This window comes from Massilia antarctica, assembly GCF_015689335.1.
GTDB classification, from domain to species: domain Bacteria; phylum Pseudomonadota; class Gammaproteobacteria; order Burkholderiales; family Burkholderiaceae_D; genus Telluria_A; species Telluria_A antarctica.
Window position 1 is genome coordinate 2,027,367 of record NZ_CP065053.1, and the last position, 21,223, is coordinate 2,048,589.

Here is a 21,223-nt window from a genome sequence, read left to right on the forward strand (position 1 = left end):
TCAGAGCTTGCTGTTTATCAAATCGGTCAAGGGAGGGGTGGCTAAAATAAATTGTGCCTTTTGGAAACGCCACCTGCCTTGTTGAGGAACCCACATGAGTGACACCGCCCCGACCGGAGCGCTTCCGCCCAGCAGCCTGCGGGTGCGTACTCCTTCTTCCGACTACGGCATCAACAGCCTGCCGCCGCAGCCGCGCTGCGTGCGCGACACCGGCCTCGAACTGGGGCTGGTGATCGAACTGGTGGCCAAGGCGATGTATTCGATCGGCAAGATCCACCTGCCTGTGCTCACCGGCAAGCTCAAGCTGTCAATCAATGTCTTGCGCGAAGTGCTCGATGCCATGCAGGCCGACCATCTGGCCGAAGTGGCGGGGCGCGGCGATTCCGATCTGGACGTCCACTACCAGCTCACCGAGGGCGGGCGCCTGCGCGCGGCCGAGTTCCTGGCGCGCTGCCGTTATGTGGGACCGGCGCCGGTCACCCTGCAGGCTTACCGCGACCTGGCCGAGCGCCAGTCTAGCCGGCACGGCAAGGGTGCGCAGATCGGCATGGCCGAGATGGCCGCCGTCTTCGCCGACGATGTGCTCGACCCCGGCGTGCGCGATCTGCTCGGCGCGGCGCTGCAGTCGCGCCGTCCGCTGCTGCTGCACGGCCCTTCCGGCAGCGGCAAGACGACCCTGGCGCGCAAGCTGGGCCAGCTCCAGAGCGGGCTGGTGGCCATTCCGCATGCGATCCTGGCCGAGGGCCAACTCATCCAGTTCCACGACCCGGCCCTGCATGTGCCGGCCTCGCCCCTGCACCTGCGCCAGACCGAAGAACGGCGCAAGCCGGATGCGCGCTGGACCCTGTGCCAGCGCCCGGTGGTGCAGGTCGGCGCCGAACTGGGCTACGAGATGCTCGACCTGCGCCTGGACCAGGCCAGCGGCGTGTATCGCGCGCCGCCGCACTTCATGGCCAATAACGGCATCCTCGTGATCGACGACCTGGGCCGCCAGCGCATTCCCAGCGAAGAATTGCTCAACCGCTTCAACGCCCCGCTCGACAGCGGCAGCGACCAGCTCACCATCGAGGGCGGCTGCAAGATCGCGGTGCCGTTCGACGTCACCCTGGTGCTGGCCACCAACCTGACGCCGAACCTGCTGCTCGACGATGCCTTCCTGCGCCGCATCGGCTACAAGATCCTGGTCGGCCCGCTGTCCGAGGCGGCTTACGCCACCCTGTTCCGGCGCCAGTGCCACCAGCATGCGCTCGCTTGCGACGAGGCTGTACTGGAGTACCTGATGACGCGCCTGCATCGCGCCAGCGGCCGGCCGCTGCTGGCCAGCTATCCGGCCGAGCTGCTCGGGCGGCTCAACGATTTCGCCGCCTTCGCCGGCACCACGGCGCGCCTGAGCGCGGCGGCCATCGAGCAAGCCTGGCACAGCATGTCGCTCGGGCCGGGCACGCCGGCCAGCGCCCCGCTCCATCCGCCGATGTCGTTTTCAGCCGATAACGGCCCCACCTTGTACGAGAGGATCTCATGAAAAACAAACGCGCATTGCTGACCATGGGCGTGGCGGTCCTTCTGGGGATCGGCGCCGTCATCCTCGCCTCGCTGTGGCTGCTCGGGCAACCGGGCAACGCCGCCAGCCGGATCGTCGTCGCCGCCGGCGACATCAGCCGCGGCCAGCGCATTTCGCCCGACATGCTGCGCCTGGCCGACTGGCCCAGCGCGACCATGCCCAAGGATGCCTTCAAGGATAGCCTCAAGCTGAGCGACCGGGTGCTCAAGACCAACGTCCTCAAGGGCGAGCCGCTGACCGAAGCCAAGCTGGCCCCGGCCGGCACCCTGGGCGGCCTGTCGGCCCTGATCAGCGAAGGCAAGCGCGCCATCACGGTGCGGGTCAACGATGTCATCGGCGTGGCCGGCTTTGCGCTGCCGGGCAATTACGTCGACATCATCGTGCACACCGAACGCGATCCGGACGAGCAGGCCAGGCAAAACCGCAATGCGCTGCACATCTCCAAGATCGTGCTCGAACGCATCCTGGTGCTGGCCGTGGCCCAGGAAGTAAGCCGCGACGAAACCAAGCCGAAAGTGGTCAACGCCGTCACGCTCGAAGTCACGCCGGAGCAGGCCGAGGAACTCGACCTGGCGCGCGGGGTCGGCACCTTGTCGCTGGCGCTGCGCAACCAGGTCGATCCCGGCTCGCCGCAGACGGCCGGGGCCACCAAGGCCAGCCTGCTCGACGAGCCGGCCGCCGCCAGGCCGGCGCCGGCGTCCGCTCCCAAAGCGCCGCCAGCCCGGCCGCGCGCAGCCGTCCGTGCCGCCGCGCGCCCGGCCCCCGTGCTGGCGCATGCCAAGCGCGACTGCGTCAGCGTCTTGAACGGCGTGACCACATCACAAGAATGTTTTTGATTTTCGAGCAATCACCTTACAGGATGGCCGACATGAACAGATGTATCGAACCAGGCAAACCGACCCGCAGCGCCGCCGCCGTGCTCGGCGTGCTGCTGGCGCTGGCCGGCGCCAGCGCCCAGGCCGCCGCCGCCAAGGAGGCCCAGCCCCAGGCCGAGCGCGCCGACAGCGGCCCGCACTGCAGCGGCACAGCGGCGCGGCCCGGGAATATGACCTTAATGGTGGGCAAATCGAACCTGCTGCGCCTGCCCGAACCGGTGCGCAACCGCAGCATCGGCAACGCCGCCGTGGTGCAAGCCATGCTGGTCGCGCCCGACACCCTGTACCTGCTCGGGGTCGATATCGGCACCACCAATATGATTGTGCAGGGCAAGAGCGGCGCCTGCAGCATCGTCGACATCGTGGTCGGCATGGACCCGGCCGCGCTGCAAGCGAGCCTGGCGGCCCTGATGCCGGAAGAAAAAGAGATCCGCGTGCACAGCGCCGCCGACTCGCTGGTGCTGAGCGGCACCGTGGCCGACGGCGCCGCCGTGCAGCGCGCAGTCGAGCTGGCGACCGCCTTCGTCAGCCGGCCGCTGCGTTCGCTGGCGCAGCAGGGCGGCGACCCGGCCACCGGCGGCGCGGCCGCCGCCAAGGGCAGCACCGGCGGCGCCGCCGCCAGCGCCAGCGCTGCGCCGGCCCTGCGCGTGATCAATCTGCTGACGGTCGGCGCGCCCCAGCAAGTGATGCTCGAAGTGAAGATCGCCGAAGTCTCGAAAAGCATGATCGAACGGCTCGAAGGGGGCGTCACCTGGGGCTTCGGCGCGGGCAGCTGGGCCACTAGCTTGCTGTCCAATTTCATCACCGGCAATGCCGAGGGCGCGCTCGGGGTGGGCCGGAGCACTGGCAAGAACGTGAAGCTGGAGGCGCAGAAGCAGGATGGCATCGTGCGTATCCTGGCCGAGCCGAACGTGATGGCCGTCAGCGGCCAGGAAGGCAGCTTCCTGGCCGGCGGCAGCATCTTCATCCCGGTGGCCCAGGATAACAACAAGATCACCCTGGAAGAGAAGGAATTCGGGGTCGGCCTGCGCTTCGTCCCGACCGTGCTGGCCGGCGGGCGCATCAATCTGAAGGTGGCGCCGGAAGTGTCGGAAGTCTCGCGCGAAGGCATTGGCATATCGGCCGCCGGCTTTTCCGGCGCCGCGGTGCTGCCCTTGATCACCAAGCGGCGCGCCAGCACCACCTTGCAATTGTTCGACGGCCAGAGCTTCGCCATCGGCGGCTTGATCAAGAATAACCTGATCGGCAACCGCAAGGGCTTGCCGCTGCTGGGCGAAGTACCGGTGCTCGGCGCGCTGTTCCGCAGCACCGACTTCCAGGAAGACCGCACCGAGCTGGTGTTTGTCGTGACGGCCCACCTGGTCAAGCCCCTGCCGTCGACCTACACCTTGCCCACCGATGGCCTGGCCGCGCCCTCGCGCACCCAGATGCTGCTCGGTTCACGCCTGGAAGGACAGCAGGCCCGGCCCCCGGCCGCGGTCGCGGCGCCAGCCGCCCCCGCCCACAGCGGTTTTGAACTGAAATAGGAGAGCGCCATGAACACACGCATCGTTTGCATCGCCGGCTTGCTGGCATTGACGGCCGGGCTGGGCGGTTGCTCGAGCACGCCGCGCTGGGACGCGCGTTTCGGCCAGGCCGTGCGCAGCGCGCTGGCGGCCCAGGTGATCGACCCGGCGGCCGTGCGCAACACCCGTCCCGTCACTGGCCTGGACGGCAAGACGGCGGCCGCCGCCCAGGAGCGCTACCAGCATTCGGCCGAAGCGCCCGCCGCGCTGGCGCCGCTGGCCATTGGCGGGGGTGTAAAATGAAGCGGATGCGCCTTGCGGCCTGCCGGCACCGGCGCCAGCGCGGCGCTTATTCGGTCATGTTCGCCCTGCTGATGACGCCGCTGGTCCTGCTGGGTGGCATGGCGATCGACCTGTCGATGGCCTACATGCGCCGCACCGACCTGCAGGCGGTGGCCGACGCGGCCGCGCTGGCGGCGGCGCGCGCGCTCGACGGCACCGTGGCCGGGGTCGCCAACGCCGATGGGCGCGCGAAGCAGATCGTCAATGCCAGTACCTACGCGCTGGCACACGCCATGACCTGGTCGCCGGCTGCCCTGAGCTTTAGCAACAGCCCCGACCTGGGCGGCACCTGGCTGGCGGCCAGCGCCGTCACTGCCGCCAATGTCGCCACCATGCGTTACGCCCGCGTCGATACCAGCGGGCTGGCGGCGGCCTTGGCCGAGGTGAACGCCTTGTTCGGCCGCATCATGGGCGACAGAATCACCATTCTGAAGGTCGGCGCGCACGCGGTGGCCGGGCGCAGCGAGGTCCAGATCACGCCGCTGGCCATCTGCGCCATGAGCAACCAGGCCAAGACAGTGCGGGTGAACGCACCCGGCTACGAGGAAATCGTCGAGCATGGCTTCCGGCGCGGCGTCAATTACAACCTGCTCGATCTGAATCCGACCGGTGCCGGCGCGCTGAACTACCAGGTCAATCCGATCGATTTTCCGCCGGCGGTCGAGAATGTGGCGCACCGCAACATCAACACCTTGCGGGCGATGGTGTGCAGCGGCACCCTGGCGCTGCCGTTCCTGCCGGCCGGCGCGAACGTCTACGTGCGCGCCGGCTTTCCCGTCTCGCTCACGGCCGAACTCAATTCGCGCTTCGGCCTCCTGCCCGGCAGCGGCTCGACCTGCGATCCCGTTTCGGCCCCGGCCGATACCAACATCAAGGAATACACGGTGCCCACCTTCTGGATGCGCATGCCGGCCGCCACCCCCAACCTGACCAAGATTCCGGCCAGCGCCAGCCCCGTCATCGGCGCCGGCGAGCGCAAGACGATTGCCGAGGTCAGCGGCGCCACGCCCGGTACCAACCCGGTCAGCTACGGTCCCTTGTGGGCCTTTTCCAAACCGCAGCGCTACGATGCGACCACCCCGAACACCCCGGGTGCCAGCTTTCCCAAGAGCGCCTGGCCGGTCCTGTACCCGGTCGCCACCACCGAGCAGGCCCAAGCGACCATCATCTACCCCGCCGATCCGGGGGTGCCGTACAGGGGGACGGGCGTGTTCAAGCAAAACCCTAGTCCGTCCACCTATCCCAAGGTGGCGGGGCGGCGCATCGTCAACATTCCACTGCTGGCCTGCCCGGTGAACGCCGCCGGCACGGCCGTGGTGCTGGCGGTCGGCAGCTTTTTGATGACCTCGCGCGCAAGCGACAACCCGGCGGGTGTCTACGCCGAATTCGGCGGCCTGGCCACGGCCGACTCCCTGAACTCCTCGACGGTCCTGTACCGATGAAAGCGGCCCCCATCATGTTTTCCATTTTCCGGCGCCGCGCGCGCGGCATGGCGCATATCGAACTGGCGCTGATCCTCTGTTGGATGGCCTTCCTGCTGCCCGTCATCTTTAGCATGGGCCGCATGTTCTATGTCTACGCGGTGCTCAAGCAGACCGCCGCCGCCGCCGCCGCCAGCCTGGCCGCGGTGCCGCCGGGCGAGTGGGCGTCCAGCGTCTCGTACAGCAGCCCGATGAAGCTCAGGGCCTTGCACCTGATCGAACAATCGCTGCTCGACGCCAATGTGGCGCCCACCTTCCCCCTGCTCGAATACGACTTCGACTGCAACGGCAACCTGATGTGCGGAGGCGATCGCCAGGACACCATCACCGTCACGCTCGGGGTCGCCATACCGAACGGCTATCAGATCATGACCGAACTGGGCATGTCCAGCAATATGGCGATCCAGACCTCGGTCACGGTTCCTTACAACCATTGAGCGGGAGTTTTCCATGCACCAAGCGTTCCGCCCCGCCCGCCAGCGCATCCGCGGCAGCACCATGATCGAGTTCGCCCTGACCTTGCCGATTTTCCTGCTCTTCACCTTGGGTCTGCTCGAAATGGCGCGCGTGATCTACCTGTGGAACATGCTGCCGAACGCAACCTACGCGGCGGCGCGCGGGGCGGCCATGGTCGCCCCCTCCGACAGCGCCGCCCTGGACGCGGTGACGCAGGCGGCCGCGCTGGCGGCGCGCGCCGGCGGCCTGTCGCTGGGCGAGAAAGGCAATGCGCGCATCGCGATCAGCCACCTGCGCAGCGATTTCGTGCCGGTCACGTCCTTGCCGGCCTGTCCCTCGCAAAACATCGTCAACTGCAATGCCAATCCAAACGGCGAGAACTGCGTGCGCTACGTGCGCGCCCAGCTGTGCTCTCCCGACAGCGGCGCCACCTGCGAACCGGCCACGTACAAACCCCTGTTTGCCGGCAAATCGCTGGACTGGACATTCACCTATCCGACCTTCGCGACAATCCTCCCGGCCGCGTCGCTGGGTCACCAAGCAGGTAGCACCGAAGTCTGCCCCGGCCCCTGAGCCGCGCGGCCTTACCCACGAGGATGTGCCATGAAAGCTTTACTTATCACTCACGACAGCCAGCTGCAAGCCGAAATCGCCGCCCAGGGCGCCGCGCGGATGCCGCCGGTGACCCTGGTGGCCGTGCGCAGCCGCCTGCGCGATGCGCTCGAAAGGGTGGTGCCCGACAGCCCGGCGCTGGTGATCGTCGACGCCAGCGGCCTCGATGAAGGCGAGGCCGAACTGCTGGTGCGTCTGGCCAAGCTGTATCCGGCCGCCACCTTCATGCTGCTCACCCGCGACCAGCAGCAAAACCTGCTGATCCGCGCCATGCGCGCCGGCGTGCGCGAAGTGCTGCAATTGCCGCTGGTGCACAGCGCCTTCCACGACGCCATCAACCGCATCGCCGACGCCGCCAATGCCGGCAAGCTGTGCGACGGCAAGGTGCTGGCCTTCATTTCCTGCAAGGGCGGCAGCGGCGCCACCTTTTTGTCGACCAATTTCGCCTACGCCCTGGCCAGCCTGGCCGAGAAAAAAGTCATCCTGATCGACCTGCACGGCCAGTTCGGCGACGCCACCCTGTATGTGTCGGACCAGAAGCCGGCCATGACCCTGTCGGACGTGTGCAGCCAGATCGCGCGCATCGACGGCGCCTTTCTCGACTCGTGCCTGGTGCACGTCACGCCCAGCTTCGGGATCCTGGCCGCGGCCGACGATCCATCCCATGCGATCGACCTCAAACCGGAGCAGATGGACATCATCCTGCGCGTAGCGCGCCAGCACTACGACTATGTGGTGCTCGACGTGGGACGCCAGATCGACGCCATTTCCCTGCGCGCGCTCGACAACGCCGACGCCATCTATCCGGTGCTGCAACTGGCCCTGCCCGACCTGCGCGACGGGCGCCGCCTGCTCGACATCTTCCGCTCGCTCGGCTACGCCATCGAAAACACGCGCCTGATCGTGAACCGCTACGAAAAGGGCGGGCGCTTGCGCCTGCAGGACGTGCAAGCCTCGCTCGGCGCCGAGGTCATGCACACCGTGCCCAACGATTACGTGGCGGTGACCGATTCGGTCAACCAGGGCGTGCCGGTGCTGCAATTGTCGCGCGCCAGCCCGGTCGCGCGCAGCCTGGCCGAACTGGTCGAGCTGGTCACCGCGCGGCGCGTGCCGGAAGCCAAGGGCTTGCTGACCCGCCTGTTCGGGCGCGCCGAGGCCGAACAATAAACCCCAGGAGAATCCCATGACCTTGCGCGAACGCCTGACGGCGACCGACGACAGCCGCAGCACCCAGCCGACCGAAGCGGAACCGGCCAACCATGCTTATCACGACCTGAAGAAGAACATGCACCAGATGGTGCTCGACCGCATCGACCTGGAGCGCCTCAAGCGCCTCACGCCGGAGCAGTTCAAGCATGAACTGGGTTTGCTGGTGCAGCACATCATCGAAGAAGAGCACATCGTGCTCAACCAGCACGAGCGGCACGACCTGGTGCTCGACATCCAGCATGAAATGCTCGGCTTCGGCCCGCTCGAATCCTTGCTGGCCGATCCGAGCGTGTCGGACATCCTGGTCAATACCTACAACCAGGTGTATGTCGAGCGGCGCGGACGGCTGGAACTGACCGACATCACCTTCCACGACAGTGCGCACCTGATGAAGATCATCGAAAAGATTGTCTCGCGGGTCGGGCGCCGGGTCGACGAATCGAGCCCGATGGTCGACGCGCGCTTGCCGGACGGCTCGCGCGTGAACGCCATCATCCCGCCGCTGGCGGTCGATGGCGCGATCCTGTCGATCCGGCGTTTTTCGGCGACCCCGCTGACGGTCGAGAACCTGCTGCGCTTCAAGAGCATGACCCCGCCCATGGTGCAGGTGCTGCAGTCGCTCGGGCACTCGAAGATCAACATCCTGATCTCGGGCGGCACCGGCAGCGGCAAGACCACCCTGCTCAACCTGCTGTCGGGTTTCATTCCGGCCAACGAGCGCATCATCACCATCGAAGATGCGGCCGAACTGCAGATGCGCCAGCCGCACGTGGTGCGCCTGGAGACGCGCCCGCCGAATATCGAAGGCAAGGGCGAGGTGACCCAGCGCGCGCTGGTGCGCAACGCGCTGCGCATGCGGCCCGACCGCATCATCCTGGGCGAGGTGCGTGGCGCCGAAGCGATGGACATGCTGCAGGCGATGAACACCGGGCACGAAGGCTCGCTCGCGACGATCCACTCGAACACCCCGCGCGACGCCCTGGCGCGCCTGGAAAACATGGTCGGCATGGCTGGCGTCACGCTCACCCCGCGCGCGGTGCGCCAGCAGATCTGCTCGGCCATCACGGTGGTGCTGCAAGTGACGCGCCTGACCGATGGCGCGCGCAAGCTGGTCAGCCTGCAGGAAATCACCGGCATGGAAGGCGAGATGATCGCCATGCAGGAAATCTTTTGCTTCGAGCAGACCGGGGTCGATGCCGAAGGCAAGGTGGTGGGGCATTTCCGCGCCACCGGTGTGCGTCCGCGCTTTGCCGACCGCCTGCGCCTGTTCGGCGCACCCGTGCCCGATTCGGCCTTCGACCCCAGCCGCATCTTCGAATAGGAACGGCCATGGATTATGTCTTCTACGGCTTCGCCGTGCTGCTGTTTGCCGCGGTCATCCTGATGATCGAGGGCGGCTACCTGCTGTGGTCGGAAACGCGCGGCGGCGGCGCCAAGCGCATCGCGCGCCGCCTGCGCGTGATGTCGGGCGGCACCGATACCGAGGATGGCGCGATCTCCATCCTCAAGCGGCGCCGCTACAGCGCCAGCGACGGCCTGGACGGCATGCTGCACCGCCTGCGCCTGGCGCAGGTCATCGACCGCCTGCTGCTGCAGGCCGGGGTGAACTGGACGGTGGCGCAATTCCTGCTGGCCTCGCTGGTATTGCTGTTCGCGGCCGCGCTGGCGGCGCACGCCTGGGACACCTCGTCCCTGGTGACCTGGCCGCTGCTGCTGGGCGGCCTGGGCTTGCCGTATTTCACGCTGCGGCGCACGCGCGCCAGGCGCATGGGCAAGATCGAGCAGCAATTGCCCGAGGCGGCCGACTTCCTGGCGCGCGCCATGCGCGCCGGCCACTCGTTCACCAATGTCCTGCAGATGGTCGGCAGCGAATTGCCCGAACCGCTCAGCGGCGAATTCCGCATCGTGCACCAGGAGATCAACTACGGCGTGCCGATGGGTGAAGCGCTGCACAGCCTGGCCGAACGGGTTCCCCTGACCGACCTGCGCTACATGGTCATCGCGATCCTGATCCAGCGCGAGTCGGGCGGCAACCTGGCGGAAATCCTGGGCAATATCGGCCACATCATCCGCGAACGCCTCAAGCTGCTCGGCCAGGTGCGGGTGCTGTCGGCCGAAGGGCGCATCTCGGCCTGGATCCTGGGCATCCTGCCGTTCGCGGTGGCCGGCATGATGTATCTGGCCAACCCTGAATACATCAGCATGCTGTGGACCGACCCCGCCGGCGTGCGCCTGCTGTGCTATGCCGGAGGCATGATCAGCATCGGCGTGCTGTGGCTGCGCAAACTGATCAACATTCGCGTCTAGGGGGAAGCCATGAGCGGCTCGCAACTACTGTTTTTGCTGATCGTGTTCGCGGTCGTGGTCGGCCTGGCGGGCTTGGCCATGGTGACCTTTTGGCCCGGCTACATGCAGCAGCGCCTGGCGCGCGTGGGCGCCAGCGCCGACACCAGCGCGCACCGCAGCGACGGCTGGGTGGAAAAGGTGGCCAAGGTGGCCCAGCCGTTCAGCAGCCTGTCCTTGCCCGAGCAGGGCTGGGAAAAGTCGCCCCTGCGCACCCGCTTCATGAATGCCGGCTGGCGCGGCCCGGCCGTGGCCACCCTGTATTTCGGGTCCAAGACCTTGCTGGCGCTGTTCCTGCCGGCCCTGGTGGGCTTGTGGATCGCGCTTTCGAGCGAGGTCATGAGCGGGCAACGCATCATGATGATACTGCTCGGTACGGCCGCATTCGGCTACTACCTGCCCAATGCCGTGCTCGAATTCAAGGCGCGCCGGCGCCAGCGCGAGATCTTCGAGTCAATTCCCGACGCGCTCGACTTGCTGACGGTGTGCGTGGAAGCGGGCCTGAGCCTGGAGCGCGCGCTGATCAAGGTGGCCGCCGAAATCCACATCAAGAGCATGGTGCTGGCCCAGGAAATGCAGCTGGTGCTGATGGAAATGCGGGCTGGCTTCAGCAAGGAAAAGGCGCTGCGCAATTTTGCCCTGCGCAGCGGCGTGGAAGACGTCGACACCCTGGTGGCGATGATGATCCAGTCCGAGCGCTTCGGCACCAGCATGGGCACCTCGCTGCGCGTGCATGCCGACACCCTGCGCACCAAGCGGCGCCAGATGGCGGAGGAACAAGCCGCCAAGATCGGCGTGAAGCTGATGTTTCCCCTGATTTTCTTCATTTTCCCGACCTTGCTGATGGTCTTGCTCGGCCCCGCCGCCATGCAGATCATGCGCACGCTCAAGTCGGTCAACGGCCAGTAAATACCATTCTTTTTTAACGGAGCCTGCCATGCGCACCACCCTCACTTGCTGTTCCCTGCTGTGCGCCGGCGCGCTGCTGCTGGCCTGTACCAATCCCGGCGGGCATGGCGCCGCCGCGCCGTCCGTGGCCGACCTTGCCCCGCTGCGCGCCGAGGATGCTTACCTGCTGGGGCGCAGCGAGCACCTGGCTTACCGCTACGAGGCGGCGCGCGCTTCCTACGAGGCCGCGCTGGCACGCGATCCGCGCCACCTGAAAGCGCGCAACGGCCTGGCCACCCTGTACGCGGAGCGCGGCGAGTTCGCGCGCGCCATCGCGCTGTGGCAAGCCATGACCCGGGAAGTGGCGGACGGCGGCGGGCAAGCCAGCGCCTTCCTGTTCAGCAATCTCGGCTATGCCCACTTCCTCAATGGCGAGTTCGACCAAGCCCTGGCCGCGCTGGAAAAAGCCTGCCTGCTCGATCCGCTCAACGACCGCGCCTGGCAGCATCTGGGCGACGCGCTCGCGAAGGTCGGACAGTACGAACGCGCCGCGCAGATGGCCAGGCAGGCCAGCGCCCTGCGCACGCACGACTTCAAGGCCGATTACGCGGTCGCCGAGCGCGCCGGCGTGGCCGCCATCGACAGCGCCGTCAAGGCGGACGGGCCGGCGCCGGGCCAGGAGCCGCAGTGGGACCGCATCGATGTGCGCCAGGATGCCGCCGGCGTCTTCGTGGTGCAGCGCGTGAGCGCGCGGCCGGCGCCGCTGCCTGCCGCGCCCGCGCCAGCAACGGCGGCGGCGCCGCCGCAGGGGCGTCCGGCCCAGGCCCTGCTGGAAATCCGCAACGGCAACGGCGTGACCGGCATGGCACGCTCGCTGGCCGGCACGATGGAGGAGGGCGCCTTGCGCGTGGTGCGGCTGAGCAACCAGAAAGGGTTCGGCGTGCGCCAGACCCGCATCGAATACCAGCCGGAATTTCGCGAGGCCGCCGAGCGCCTGGCCGCACGGTTCGGCGCCGCGCGCGTGCTGGCGGTGGGCGACATCGGCCGCGCCGACGTGCGCCTGGTGATCGGGCGCGACCTGGTGCCGGCCACGGCGCTGCCGATCGCCATCGCGGCGCGCCGCAAGCAGGGGCCGGCGGCGGGCTGATGCCCCTTCGGGGGCTGGTCCGTTTGTGCCATGTCAAACCCGGTGCGGGGGCTCACGCGACAATAGGATGATCCATTCACTACCGGAGCATCCCATGAGCATTGCACAACGCTTTACACGGACCCTGTCCGGCTTCGCCCTGCTGGCCCTGGTCGCATGCGCTCCCACCCCACACCGCGAAGGCACGGGCGAATACATCGACGACAGCATCATCACCGGCAAGGTCAAGGCGGCCCTGGTGGCCGATCCCGAGCTCAAGGCCACCCAGATCAACGTCGACACCTTCAAGGGCACGGTGCAGCTGAGCGGCTTTGTCAGCACGCCCGAGTCCATCCCCAAGGCGGTGGCGCTGGCGCGCAAGATCGACGGCGTCCAGAGCGTGAAGAACGATCTCCTGGTGCGTTGAGGCGGGCATCGACAAGCCGCTCCGGAACGTCGGGCGGCTGCATGGCGGCGCCTGCCTTATTCCCAGGTGACACTGCCCAGGCCATGGGCGCTGGCGCTGCGCACCGGCGGCTTGCCGTGCACCGTGGCCGAACCCAGGCCATTGAGCGTGAGCTTGGCCGAGTTCTTCGCAAACACGTCGGCGCTGCCCAGGCCCGCCATGTCGAGTTCGACGGCATCGGCGCGCAGCTTGCCCGCATCCAGGCGGCCTACGCCGCCGAGGTCGGCGCGCAGCACCCTGGTCTGCCCATTGGCCTCGATGCGGCCGGCGCCGCGCAAGCTCAGGTCGACCCGCTCGGTGTCGCCCGCGTCGAGCGTCATGTTGCCGGCGCCGCCCAAGCGTGCATTGATCTGTCGATACTGACTTTGCAGCCTGACGGCGCCGGCGCCGTCGAGCCTGAGCACGATGCGTTCGCCCTTGAAGCCGCGCAGTTCGGTCGAGCCGATGCCCTCCGAGACGAATTCGTTCAGGTTCGGCAGGGTCAGTTCGGCGCGCAACGCGTGCGTGCGCTTGTGGCCGACATGCAGGTCGTGCCTGGTGGTACCGATCCGCAAGGTATCGCCTTGCTGGGTCACGGCCACTTCCGCAAGGTCGCGTTTGTCGCCATACAGGATCAGGGAGGGCGTTGCGCCTTGCTTCACGTCCAGATTAATCACGCCGCCCAGCGCGATCTTCAGCACCCGCGCATCGACACTGCGCTGTTCGCTGACCTGCTCATCCGCGCTGGCCGCGCCGCTGCTGGTGGCAAGGGCGGCGGCCACGAGGGCGCCGGCAAACAATCTGTTCATGATGGATCTCCGTGATGGTGTCGGCGCAAGGTCGCTGCTCAGCCTTTCAGCTGGGCCTTTTCGGCGGCGCTGAGGCGCTTGGCGCTGACGGTGACGACGGTCATGTTGGCATCGGCGCCGGCTTGCACGGCGGCGGGCGCGCTGCTGCGCGCGGCCGGTGCGCCGGCGGTAGCAAAGCTGGTTGCGCAGACCACCACGAGGGCGGCGACGAAGATGGCTTCCATGTTTTTTGCGATGTTCATGATTGACTCCTGTGGGTTAAGTTCCTTGGTTGAGTGAACTATAGCCACAGGGCCGGCCGTCAACACGGCGATTGCGATGAACTGCGTGTTTGGCGGGATGGAGCGTCGGTTTGGGGGCGAAAGCGTCACATCGACGCGCAGCGCCGGCGCCGCTGCGCGGGTGGCGCGCGGCGCTTAGGGCTTGAAGCGGATTTTCATTTCCGGACGCTGCTCGATGCTGCCGATTTTCCACGAGTAGGTGCCGATCAGGCCAAAGAACGAGGGAGTGGAAGTGGCATTGTGCGACAACACTTGCGCGCTGATCGGCACCGTCACCGATAGCGTGCCGTCGAGCTTGATGCCGAGTTTGGCCATGCTGGCTTTTTCCTTGTTGTCGAGCTTGCCGGCGGCCAGGGTGACCACCCCATCCTTGTCGGTGGCCACGCGCAGCACGCCGAGCAGGTCGAGCGCCTGGCCGCGCTGGCGCTTGCCCTCGACACTGAGGTCGTAGCGCGCATTGCCCTTGTACTCGGCCTGGCGGATATCCTGGTCGTGCCTGATTGCCGCGGCGTCGCTGCCCAGGCTTTCCTCATCCTTGGGGACGAGTTTGCCGCCCTTGGCCAGCTGCCCGGCCGCGATGGTGTGCACGGCCGTGCCGGCGTAGGAATACTCGTAGCTGCCATCGGCCTGGAAAGCGGCCCTGGCAGTGAAACGTTCAGGAACCAGGCATCCGGACAGCAGCAGGGCGGCGCAAGCGCATGCAGGCAAGAGTGGACGGCTCATCGGGAATTCACGGGATGGTCAGAATGCGCAAGTGTAGCTCAGTCGATACAATATTGTCAGAGTGGACAATATTGCTTACAAAACGCAACCTTGCTCAGGCGGCCGGCAAGGCCCGGGCAGCGTTCTGGAGCACGGCCGGCGCGATGATGCGGTGCAGGGGCGTAACCGGCAGCATGTAGAGTCGGCCCAGCCAGTTGTTCACGTGGACCACGGTGCTGACCGTGGCCAGCACCTGCCCGCTGGCATCGATGGTCTTGTGCACGGACAGGATCACGTCGAGGTGCTTGTCCTTGTCACCCAGCAGCACCTCGTCTGGTGTGTTGGCGAACAAGGTGAAGATGCCGACCCGGTCGCCCGCCTTGTAGGCCGAGGCCGGCTTGGCCGGATCGAGGCCGGACAAGGTGCCGAGGTTTTTCAGGCCCAGCATCGCCACTATCCGGTTGCGCAAGGTCATCAGGGTGTTGACCCAGCCCGGGGTGGATGCGCTTACCTTGAGAAACAGTTCAAGCGCGGTGGCGCCGGAATCGTCCGGGGCGATCGACCAGGCGTCGTGGAAATAGGCGCCGGGAAGCGAGGCCACAATGGCGCTCGACGCGGGGATGACGGTTTCGACGGGTGGGGGGCGCATGGGATCCGTTCAGCAGGACATCACCTGCCGGTCCGCTTGAACGCACGGCAGCGCCCGCCGCACGGGCGAGCGCGATCATCTTAATACGGAACGGCGCCGGACGTGCGGCGCCGCCTCCAGTGGCCGGTTTACTGCATGAACCAGCCATGGCTGACCACGATCGACTGCCCGGTCAGCGCATTGCTCGGGAACGCCGCCAGGAACAGCGCGGTCTGCGCTACATCTTCGACGGTGGTGAATTCGCCGTCCACGGTTTCCTTGAGCATCACGTTCTTGACCACGTCGGCTTCGGAAATGCCGAGCGCCTTGGCCTGTTCGGGAATCTGTTTTTCCACCAGCGGCGTGCGCACGAAGCCCGGGCAGATGACGTTGGCGCGTACTCCGTGCGCCGCGCCTTCCTTGGCGACCACCTTGCACAGGCCGATCAACCCGTGCTTGGCCGTGACATAGGCCGACTTGAGCGGCGACGCTTCTTTCGAGTGCACCGAGCCCATGTAGATGACGCTGCCGCCGCGGCCTTGCGCATACATCAGTTTCAGGCAGGCGCGCGTGGTCAGGAAAGCGCCGTCCAGATGGATGGCGAGCATTTTCTTCCAGTCGGCGAAGGCGAAGCTTTCGAGCGGCGCCACGATCTGGATACCGGCATTCGATACCAGCACATCGATCCCGCCGAAGCGCGCCGCGACGGCCGCGATGCCCGTGTCGACTTCCTCTTCGCTGGTCACGTTCATGGCGACCGCCATGCTGCGCTCGCCGGACGGGTCGAGTTCCTTGGCGGCGGCCTGGGCCGCTTCGAGGTTGAGGTCGGCGATGACGACCTTGGCGCCGCTGTCGAAGTAGACTTGGGCGATGTGTTTGCCGATGCCGCTGGCGGCGCCGGTGATGACAGCAACTTTATCTTGCAAGTTCATGGGATGCCTCTTTCAACGTATTGGTGGCGGCACTTGCGTGCCGGGAAGTAAGAAAATCGTAAATCGCAGGGCTTTGCCCGGCCGGCGGCAAGGCCATGATCTGCGGATGCGACAGGGTCAGCGCTGCGTCATCGTAGCCTGAACGCCAGTGTTCGTTCATAGTGCGGCGCGAAAATTCGAAGTCTTTCGACTGGCCTTCGTAGTTGGGCGAGCGGTACACCAGCTGGACGATGTTATACACCGCATCGTCGGACGCTTCGGCCAGCAGGCGCGCCTGCGGCGTGTCGGCCAGCGCGGCCGGCATCTGGGCCAGCAGTTCGTTGAAGGCGGTGCGCAGCTCGGCCAGCTTGCGGAACTTGTCGGTGGCGGCCCGCGTGCGGCTGGAAAACTGCACTTCCTTCATGCGCACGGCCACCTCGGTCAGGTCGCGCGGCAGATCGCCGCTGGCGCTCCACAGGTCGACCTGGAGTACCAAGGTGTCGAGCCCCGAGCGCGCCGACAGCACCCAGTCGAGCGGGGTGTTCGAGACCAGGCCGCCATCCCAGTAATGCTCGCCATCGATCTCGACGGCATCGAAGCCGGGCGGCAACGCGCCGCTGGCCATGATGTGCTTGGCGGCGATGGTATCGACCGCGTTGTCGAAGTAGGCGAAGTTACCGGTGCGCACGTTCACCGCGCCCACGCTCAGGCGCATTTCGCGGCTGTTGATGCGGTCGAAGTCGACCAGGGCGTCGAGCGTGCCCTCAAGCATCGAGGTATCGTAATAGCTGGTGGCGCCGCGGTTGGCCAGCGGCAGGTAAGGGGGCGGCATGCGCGGCTTGAAAAATCCCGGCACGCCATGCGAGAGCACCCTTCCGGCCGCCATCTGATTGGCCCAGCCGCGCAGGGCGTCGCCGCTGAGCAGGCCGGTCCAGTAATCGCTGCCGCCGCCGTCGCCGGCGTTGCTGACCTTTTCCCAGAAGCTGCGCAGCTTGGCGACCCGGTCGGCACGCGGGTTGCCGGCGATGATGGCGCTGTTGATCGCGCCGATCGAGATGCCGGCCACCCAGGTCGGCTCGATACGAGCTTCCAGCAGGCGTTCGTAGACGCCGGCCTGGTAGGCGCCGAGCGCGCCGCCGCCTTGCAGCAGCAGGGCGATGCTGCCGAACGGCGTGGCGCAGGGACGCGCCGCTTCGGGCGGCGCCGTGGCGCGGTTATGCAAGGATCCATCACGCATGTTCGGGCACCGGAACGTCGAAACCATTGAGCGTGGTCGATACCATGGAATAGAGTCCGACCAGGTAAATGAGTTCATTCGTGCCTTTCTGGCCGAAGGTGGCCAGTGCCAGGCGGTAGATCGGCTCGGGCAGCAGGCCGCCGCGGCACAGGGCATACGAGAGGTCGTAGGCGACGCTTTCTTCCTTGCTCAGGTCGGTCGGTTTCAGATCTGCCACCAGGGTCGCCAGACGCTCCAGGGGCATGCCTTCGGCTTCGGCCACGGCGATGTGGGCGTACAGCTCGTAGGCGGCGTCGAAGCGCGCGCCCACCACCAGGATGGCGATCTGGCGCACATTGTCCGGCAGCACGGCGTTGGCGGTCATGGCCAGGGTCAGGTTCCAGATCGCCTTGCCGATGGCGGGCTCGTGCAGCCATGGGTTCCACGGCCCCATCAGGGCGCCATCCTCGCGCTGGGAGACGAAGGCGTTGAAGTTCGAGGCGATACCCTTGCGCATGTCGTCGTACAGGGGTTGCTGTTCTGGGGTGAGGTCGGAAGGGGAGATGAGGGGCAGGCGCATGGTGGCTTTCTGGATAGGTTGGCAAGGGGAGGCCGAACCGTCCATGCCTGGAGCGCGCAGCGCTGGCCGGCGGCATGAGGATCGTGTCAGCTCGTTGCCAAAGAATACATGCACATACTTAGGCGAAAATTCAATCGTGCGCGGGGTTGGCGCGGATGGTCGCGGCGTGAAGGTGGGCGCTCCCCCTCCACGACGTGCGCAGATTTCCCGGCTCACCGTCATCGTCAACTCGTCGGTTCCACAGTCGGGCTGCGCGCGCCCTTGGGGCCTGCGAGGCAGGCAAGTGGTCGATTAGACTGGGGACATCCGTTCCAGGGAGTGCGCCGAAGCGAGAAGACCCCCCAGAATTTTGTCGGCTACCTTCTCTGAAAATCCTGTAGGGAGCTCGGCCCGGACCTTGTCCACGACCGCAGGCGTGCGCGCAATGAAGTCCTGCAGCAGCGGCTCTGCGTTCGCACCGTAGCCGACTTCTTTTGCAGTGCTGTTGAAGTGACGCCGCTGGATGCTATGTGCCAGGTAGTGCCGGTTGTTTCCGAGTAGCGCCATCGCCAACTTGAGCTTACGTTCGCTCCACTGATTCGGCCCGGGGCCGATAACCGGGTAGGCGGACATCACGTCATAGATGGGCGTCAGTTTGAATCGCCCCGCACCAGCGAGTAGCTGGATACTGAAGTTTTTGGCGTGGCCATCCGGTGCGCGAAGCATCCAAAACAGCAGTTGGGATGCCATGAGCGTGCGCATATCTGCGGCTTTCTCCCGCGATTGCTGCAGCAGGGTGAACATCTGTTTAAGGCCCGGGCCGCCGTCGTTTTCGTATTTCAGCAGCGGCGATGTTCCCGTGGCCTGGCAAAAGTCCTCCTGGACAAGCCGGAACAGCTGCTGACCATCGGCCGAGCGCGTGCGGTCGAAGCGCTCGACGACGAGCACGCGTTGCGCGCCAAACGTCGCAATCTCGGCATTGGCCGTGGGCAGTCCGAATTCCTTGAACAGTCTCAGGCACAACCACTCGTTGTCGACCGACGTGGTGAAGTCGGCCCGCTTCCCGCCCACCATCCCGATGGGGAGCTTGATGATGTGTGTCGTCGGCGTGGCGCCGCGCGGCTTCATCCATTTTCCATCCCACCAGAGGAATGCATCCTTCTCCTGCGCCCCGGCGAGCGAAATGCGGAAGTCGTCGTCGTTATCGGCGGCGCCGTGCCGCTCCAGGTTCACCACGTCAAGTAGGTGGCGCTCGATGTCCTCCTCGCTGACGGCGATGCCGTCAACATGAACAAGCCCTTCCGGTTTGGCACCTTCCGGCAGCAGCTGCAAGGCGCCGACGCAGTCCCGGCCAACGGCCGCGAGCAGGTCGAAAGGGTCGAGCGAGCCTGTCTTGAACCGGGTCGCAATACGCTTACGAATGATGTCGCTGTCTGGAAGCAATCCCTCGAAGTAGTTTGAGACATGTGCGCCCTTAAGTGGCTCATCGCGCATATTGAACGGCAACGACAGCGAGATGGGGCGACCAAGCCTTGATTGGCGCCAGCCGGCGTCGTACGCTAGTTCGGAGTCCCCGTTGGCATTGACCGTCCAGCGGCCGACGTAGTCGCCGTTGGCCCAGAGGTGCAGTGTTTGGCTGTGCGAGCGGCGACCCATGGCTACCACTCCGCCGAGCTGCTTGCCGTCGATGTATCGCGCTCGCCCAAGTGCAACTCCAGCTCGAGGGCCGAACACCAGCTCAGCAGCTGCTTGACGCTGATTTCGTCGGCATGGCTCTCGAGGTACGAGATGCGATTCTGGCTCAAGCCAACATGAGTCGCGACGGCCGCTTGGGTGAGCTTGTGTCGCTTGCGAGTCGACACGAGCAGCTGGCCGAGCTGTGGCCCGGTGAGCAGAAGTTGGGAGAGGGGGGCGAAAGACATTTAAAATATCCGTTATTCAGATAAATTAATTTTACCCGAAATTCAGATAAAGTCAATATATCCGAATATCGGATAAATTCAATTTATCCGTATAGCGGATAATTGGCTCTCAAGCAGCGGCAAGTAAGACCTTGACGGCATCTACGTAGCTATACCACAGCACAATAGCCACGCGGCCAACGGATTCAGCACCCAGGCCGTATGAGCGCATGACCTACTCTCTACGCCCGGCGCTGAAGGCGTTATACGTTCTCGCCTTCGAAGTAGTCGGAGTCGATACGCTTCAATTCATACTGACTGATGGGCGACACACCTACGTTGTGATCCACCATGAATGTCGCCAACTGCTGCCCGGTGATGAGGATGATTTTCGACGAAATAATCTTGGCGTATTCCTCAGCTTCGCGGGAGAAGTTCGAGGTTGTAATAAACACGCCTTTGTTTGCTCGTTGTCCTTGTAGCGCTCCTGCAAACTTCTGAATTTCGGGACGGCCAACTGTGCCCTCCCATCTTTTCGCTTGAACGTAGATTGCGTCTGGTCCGAGTTTATCTTCCTTGATGATTCCATCGATACCGCCGTCGCCGCTCTTTCCGATGGCTTGGCCAGCATCGTGCCGTGATCCGCCGTAACCCATTGCGACGAGCAGGTCGATGACGAGTCGTTCAAAGAATGAAGGGGACGAGAGCTTTACTTGTTCGAGCAGCTCGGTTTCGAGGTTCACCCTTAGGCGCTGATACGCTTGGGAAAAAAGCTCCTCGGGCGTGATCTCTGCAGCTTCGGCAAGATCTCCCGGTCCATCGATGACTTGCGGCAGCGGCGCGAGCCCATCTTGCTGTTTGCTCTCATTGTGCCTAAGTTTGAAGTCAAGAAACTCGGAGAATTGGGAGAGAGTTCTGTTGTCGATGTCCGCAGGGTTTTGCGCCAGGAGCGATTGTCCTCTGGCGGTAATGCTGAAGAAGCCGCGCTTTTTCGATTCCAAGCAGCCGGCTTGTTTCAAATACGTGCGAGCCCAGCCAACGCGGTTATCGAAGAGCGGAGCGGTCCCGCTTGGGAGCATCGTATTGCGTTCCTCATCGGTGATATTGAACTGAACGGCGAGCTTTTCAATGCAATCACGGGAGCGATGCACTTCACCGTCGGCAACCAGGCGCAGCAGCGGCAGCATGAATGTTTGGTAGTTCGGTATCGGCACGTTGAGGGTTGCAGGAGTTTTTGAACAACCATTGTAGCCTTTGTGTCCATCATCGTCAGTATCGGAGGGCAGGGTAAACATTGGAGAGTTTGGGATGTATTTCGACCGCTGCCCAAACTGCTACCCTGGCGCCAGAAAGCAAAAAGCCCAACCTGAAAG

The 21,223-nt window shown here is 65.4% G+C and carries 23 protein-coding genes; 13 read left to right on the forward strand and 10 right to left on the reverse strand.

The features are described from left to right. The first annotated feature begins 94 nt into the window (after positions 1-94). From IV454_RS09230 to IV454_RS09290, 13 genes are all read left to right on the forward strand, one after another. Positions 95-1,522: a DUF8689 domain-containing protein gene (locus tag IV454_RS09230; protein ID WP_206091238.1), complete on the forward strand. Its 1,428-nt coding sequence runs from the start codon at positions 95-97 to the stop codon at positions 1,520-1,522. Then, positions 1,519-2,397 carry a Flp pilus assembly protein CpaB gene (gene cpaB / locus IV454_RS09235; protein WP_206091239.1) on the forward strand — a complete coding sequence of 293 codons (879 nt, stop codon included), beginning with the start codon at positions 1,519-1,521 and terminating at the stop codon, positions 2,395-2,397. The genes IV454_RS09230 and cpaB overlap by 4 nt, the downstream gene beginning before the upstream one ends. Before the next feature lie 32 nt (positions 2,398-2,429). Continuing rightward, positions 2,430-3,962: a type II and III secretion system protein family protein gene (locus IV454_RS09240; RefSeq protein ID WP_206091240.1), complete on the forward strand. Its 1,533-nt coding sequence runs from the start codon at positions 2,430-2,432 to the stop codon at positions 3,960-3,962. A 9-nt stretch (positions 3,963-3,971) separates the two neighbouring features. Next, positions 3,972-4,244 carry a hypothetical protein gene (locus IV454_RS09245; RefSeq protein WP_206091241.1) on the forward strand — a complete coding sequence of 91 codons (273 nt, stop codon included), beginning with the start codon at positions 3,972-3,974 and terminating at the stop codon, positions 4,242-4,244. Continuing rightward, positions 4,241-5,725 (forward strand): pilus assembly protein TadG-related protein, encoded by a 1,485-nt coding sequence (locus IV454_RS09250; protein WP_206091242.1) that lies wholly within the window; start codon positions 4,241-4,243, stop codon positions 5,723-5,725. Before IV454_RS09245 ends, IV454_RS09250 begins: the two co-directional genes overlap by 4 nt. 14 nt (positions 5,726-5,739) lie before the next feature. Then, a complete protein-coding gene (locus IV454_RS09255; RefSeq protein ID WP_206091243.1) occupies positions 5,740-6,201 on the forward strand; it encodes a hypothetical protein in 462 nt (153 codons plus the stop codon). Positions 6,202-6,214: 13 nt separating this feature from the next. After that, entirely contained in the window at positions 6,215-6,793 is a 579-nt protein-coding gene (locus IV454_RS09260) for a TadE family protein (protein ID WP_206091244.1), read from the forward strand. A gap of 30 nt (positions 6,794-6,823) precedes the next feature. Then, positions 6,824-7,999, forward strand: a complete 1,176-nt coding sequence (locus IV454_RS09265; protein WP_206091245.1) for a CpaE/TadZ family protein — start codon at positions 6,824-6,826, stop codon at positions 7,997-7,999. A gap of 16 nt (positions 8,000-8,015) precedes the next feature. Next, the gene (locus IV454_RS09270) at positions 8,016-9,362 is read left to right on the forward strand and encodes a TadA family conjugal transfer-associated ATPase (protein WP_206091246.1); all 1,347 of its coding nucleotides are present in this window, start codon (positions 8,016-8,018) and stop codon (positions 9,360-9,362) included. Between the two features lie 8 nt (positions 9,363-9,370). Beyond that, positions 9,371-10,348 (forward strand): type II secretion system F family protein, encoded by a 978-nt coding sequence (locus IV454_RS09275; protein ID WP_206091247.1) that lies wholly within the window; start codon positions 9,371-9,373, stop codon positions 10,346-10,348. Positions 10,349-10,357: 9 nt separating this feature from the next. After that, on the forward strand, positions 10,358-11,293 hold the full coding sequence (locus tag IV454_RS09280; RefSeq protein ID WP_206091248.1) for a type II secretion system F family protein: 936 nt from the start codon (positions 10,358-10,360) through the stop codon (positions 11,291-11,293). A 28-nt stretch (positions 11,294-11,321) separates the two neighbouring features. Then, entirely contained in the window at positions 11,322-12,419 is a 1,098-nt protein-coding gene (locus IV454_RS09285) for a LytR C-terminal domain-containing protein (RefSeq protein WP_206091249.1), read from the forward strand. Positions 12,420-12,513: 94 nt separating this feature from the next. Further along, positions 12,514-12,825 carry a BON domain-containing protein gene (locus tag IV454_RS09290; RefSeq protein ID WP_206091250.1) on the forward strand — a complete coding sequence of 104 codons (312 nt, stop codon included), beginning with the start codon at positions 12,514-12,516 and terminating at the stop codon, positions 12,823-12,825. Between the two features lie 56 nt (positions 12,826-12,881). On the opposite strand, the gene IV454_RS09295 is transcribed toward IV454_RS09290, so the two are convergent. The 10 genes from IV454_RS09295 to IV454_RS09340 all read right to left on the reverse strand — a co-directional run bounded on the left by IV454_RS09295 (position 12,882) and on the right by IV454_RS09340 (position 21,145). After that, entirely contained in the window at positions 12,882-13,652 is a 771-nt protein-coding gene (locus tag IV454_RS09295; protein ID WP_206091251.1) for a GIN domain-containing protein, read from the reverse strand. A gap of 38 nt (positions 13,653-13,690) precedes the next feature. Then, positions 13,691-13,894: a hypothetical protein gene (locus IV454_RS09300; protein WP_206091252.1), complete on the reverse strand. Its 204-nt coding sequence runs from the start codon at positions 13,892-13,894 to the stop codon at positions 13,691-13,693. A 174-nt stretch (positions 13,895-14,068) separates the two neighbouring features. Then, positions 14,069-14,656 carry a hypothetical protein gene (locus IV454_RS09305; RefSeq protein ID WP_206091253.1) on the reverse strand — a complete coding sequence of 196 codons (588 nt, stop codon included), beginning with the start codon at positions 14,654-14,656 and terminating at the stop codon, positions 14,069-14,071. Positions 14,657-14,750: 94 nt separating this feature from the next. Then, positions 14,751-15,284 (reverse strand): DUF2867 domain-containing protein, encoded by a 534-nt coding sequence (locus tag IV454_RS09310; RefSeq protein ID WP_206091254.1) that lies wholly within the window; start codon positions 15,282-15,284, stop codon positions 14,751-14,753. A 128-nt stretch (positions 15,285-15,412) separates the two neighbouring features. Further along, a complete protein-coding gene (locus IV454_RS09315; RefSeq protein WP_054265659.1) occupies positions 15,413-16,195 on the reverse strand; it encodes a 3-hydroxybutyrate dehydrogenase in 783 nt (260 codons plus the stop codon). After that, on the reverse strand, positions 16,179-17,411 hold the full coding sequence (locus IV454_RS09320) for a patatin-like phospholipase family protein (protein ID WP_206091255.1): 1,233 nt from the start codon (positions 17,409-17,411) through the stop codon (positions 16,179-16,181). The genes IV454_RS09315 and IV454_RS09320 overlap by 17 nt, the downstream gene beginning before the upstream one ends. After that, the gene (locus IV454_RS09325) at positions 17,404-17,970 is read right to left on the reverse strand and encodes a carboxymuconolactone decarboxylase family protein (protein ID WP_054265661.1); all 567 of its coding nucleotides are present in this window, start codon (positions 17,968-17,970) and stop codon (positions 17,404-17,406) included. The genes IV454_RS09320 and IV454_RS09325 overlap by 8 nt, the downstream gene beginning before the upstream one ends. Before the next feature lie 291 nt (positions 17,971-18,261). Continuing rightward, complete coding sequence (locus IV454_RS09330) at positions 18,262-19,605, reverse strand: type II toxin-antitoxin system HipA family toxin (RefSeq protein WP_206091256.1); 1,344 nt, start codon at positions 19,603-19,605, stop codon at positions 18,262-18,264. A gap of 2 nt (positions 19,606-19,607) precedes the next feature. Further along, positions 19,608-19,871, reverse strand: a complete 264-nt coding sequence (locus IV454_RS09335; protein WP_206091257.1) for a helix-turn-helix domain-containing protein — start codon at positions 19,869-19,871, stop codon at positions 19,608-19,610. Positions 19,872-20,113: 242 nt separating this feature from the next. Next, the gene (locus IV454_RS09340) at positions 20,114-21,145 is read right to left on the reverse strand and encodes a restriction endonuclease (protein WP_229522152.1); all 1,032 of its coding nucleotides are present in this window, start codon (positions 21,143-21,145) and stop codon (positions 20,114-20,116) included. Positions 21,146-21,223: the final 78 nt, after the last annotated feature.

What these genes read in the sequence shown, in the direction of transcription:
- IV454_RS09230 (WP_206091238.1), top strand. Translation starts at nt 95, where the DNA reads ATGAGTGACACCGCCCCGACCGGAGCGCTTCCGCCCAGCAGCCTGCGG.
- IV454_RS09320 (WP_206091255.1), bottom strand. Translation starts at nt 17,411, where the DNA reads ATGCGTGATGGATCCTTGCATAACCGCGCCACGGCGCCGCCCGAAGCG.
- IV454_RS09260 (WP_206091244.1), top strand. Translation starts at nt 6,215, where the DNA reads ATGCACCAAGCGTTCCGCCCCGCCCGCCAGCGCATCCGCGGCAGCACC.
- IV454_RS09335 (WP_206091257.1), bottom strand. Translation starts at nt 19,871, where the DNA reads ATGTCTTTCGCCCCCCTCTCCCAACTTCTGCTCACCGGGCCACAGCTC.
- IV454_RS09285 (WP_206091249.1), top strand. Translation starts at nt 11,322, where the DNA reads ATGCGCACCACCCTCACTTGCTGTTCCCTGCTGTGCGCCGGCGCGCTG.
- IV454_RS09275 (WP_206091247.1), top strand. Translation starts at nt 9,371, where the DNA reads ATGGATTATGTCTTCTACGGCTTCGCCGTGCTGCTGTTTGCCGCGGTC.
- IV454_RS09300 (WP_206091252.1), bottom strand. Translation starts at nt 13,894, where the DNA reads ATGAACATCGCAAAAAACATGGAAGCCATCTTCGTCGCCGCCCTCGTG.
- IV454_RS09330 (WP_206091256.1), bottom strand. Translation starts at nt 19,605, where the DNA reads ATGGGTCGCCGCTCGCACAGCCAAACACTGCACCTCTGGGCCAACGGC.
- IV454_RS09290 (WP_206091250.1), top strand. Translation starts at nt 12,514, where the DNA reads ATGAGCATTGCACAACGCTTTACACGGACCCTGTCCGGCTTCGCCCTG.
- IV454_RS09245 (WP_206091241.1), top strand. Translation starts at nt 3,972, where the DNA reads ATGAACACACGCATCGTTTGCATCGCCGGCTTGCTGGCATTGACGGCC.
- IV454_RS09280 (WP_206091248.1), top strand. Translation starts at nt 10,358, where the DNA reads ATGAGCGGCTCGCAACTACTGTTTTTGCTGATCGTGTTCGCGGTCGTG.
- cpaB (WP_206091239.1), top strand. Translation starts at nt 1,519, where the DNA reads ATGAAAAACAAACGCGCATTGCTGACCATGGGCGTGGCGGTCCTTCTG.
- IV454_RS09340 (WP_229522152.1), bottom strand. Translation starts at nt 21,145, where the DNA reads ATGTTTACCCTGCCCTCCGATACTGACGATGATGGACACAAAGGCTAC.
- IV454_RS09270 (WP_206091246.1), top strand. Translation starts at nt 8,016, where the DNA reads ATGACCTTGCGCGAACGCCTGACGGCGACCGACGACAGCCGCAGCACC.
- IV454_RS09295 (WP_206091251.1), bottom strand. Translation starts at nt 13,652, where the DNA reads ATGAACAGATTGTTTGCCGGCGCCCTCGTGGCCGCCGCCCTTGCCACC.
- IV454_RS09240 (WP_206091240.1), top strand. Translation starts at nt 2,430, where the DNA reads ATGAACAGATGTATCGAACCAGGCAAACCGACCCGCAGCGCCGCCGCC.
- IV454_RS09250 (WP_206091242.1), top strand. Translation starts at nt 4,241, where the DNA reads ATGAAGCGGATGCGCCTTGCGGCCTGCCGGCACCGGCGCCAGCGCGGC.
- IV454_RS09255 (WP_206091243.1), top strand. Translation starts at nt 5,740, where the DNA reads ATGTTTTCCATTTTCCGGCGCCGCGCGCGCGGCATGGCGCATATCGAA.
- IV454_RS09305 (WP_206091253.1), bottom strand. Translation starts at nt 14,656, where the DNA reads ATGAGCCGTCCACTCTTGCCTGCATGCGCTTGCGCCGCCCTGCTGCTG.
- IV454_RS09325 (WP_054265661.1), bottom strand. Translation starts at nt 17,970, where the DNA reads ATGCGCCTGCCCCTCATCTCCCCTTCCGACCTCACCCCAGAACAGCAA.
- IV454_RS09315 (WP_054265659.1), bottom strand. Translation starts at nt 16,195, where the DNA reads ATGAACTTGCAAGATAAAGTTGCTGTCATCACCGGCGCCGCCAGCGGC.
- IV454_RS09310 (WP_206091254.1), bottom strand. Translation starts at nt 15,284, where the DNA reads ATGCGCCCCCCACCCGTCGAAACCGTCATCCCCGCGTCGAGCGCCATT.
- IV454_RS09265 (WP_206091245.1), top strand. Translation starts at nt 6,824, where the DNA reads ATGAAAGCTTTACTTATCACTCACGACAGCCAGCTGCAAGCCGAAATC.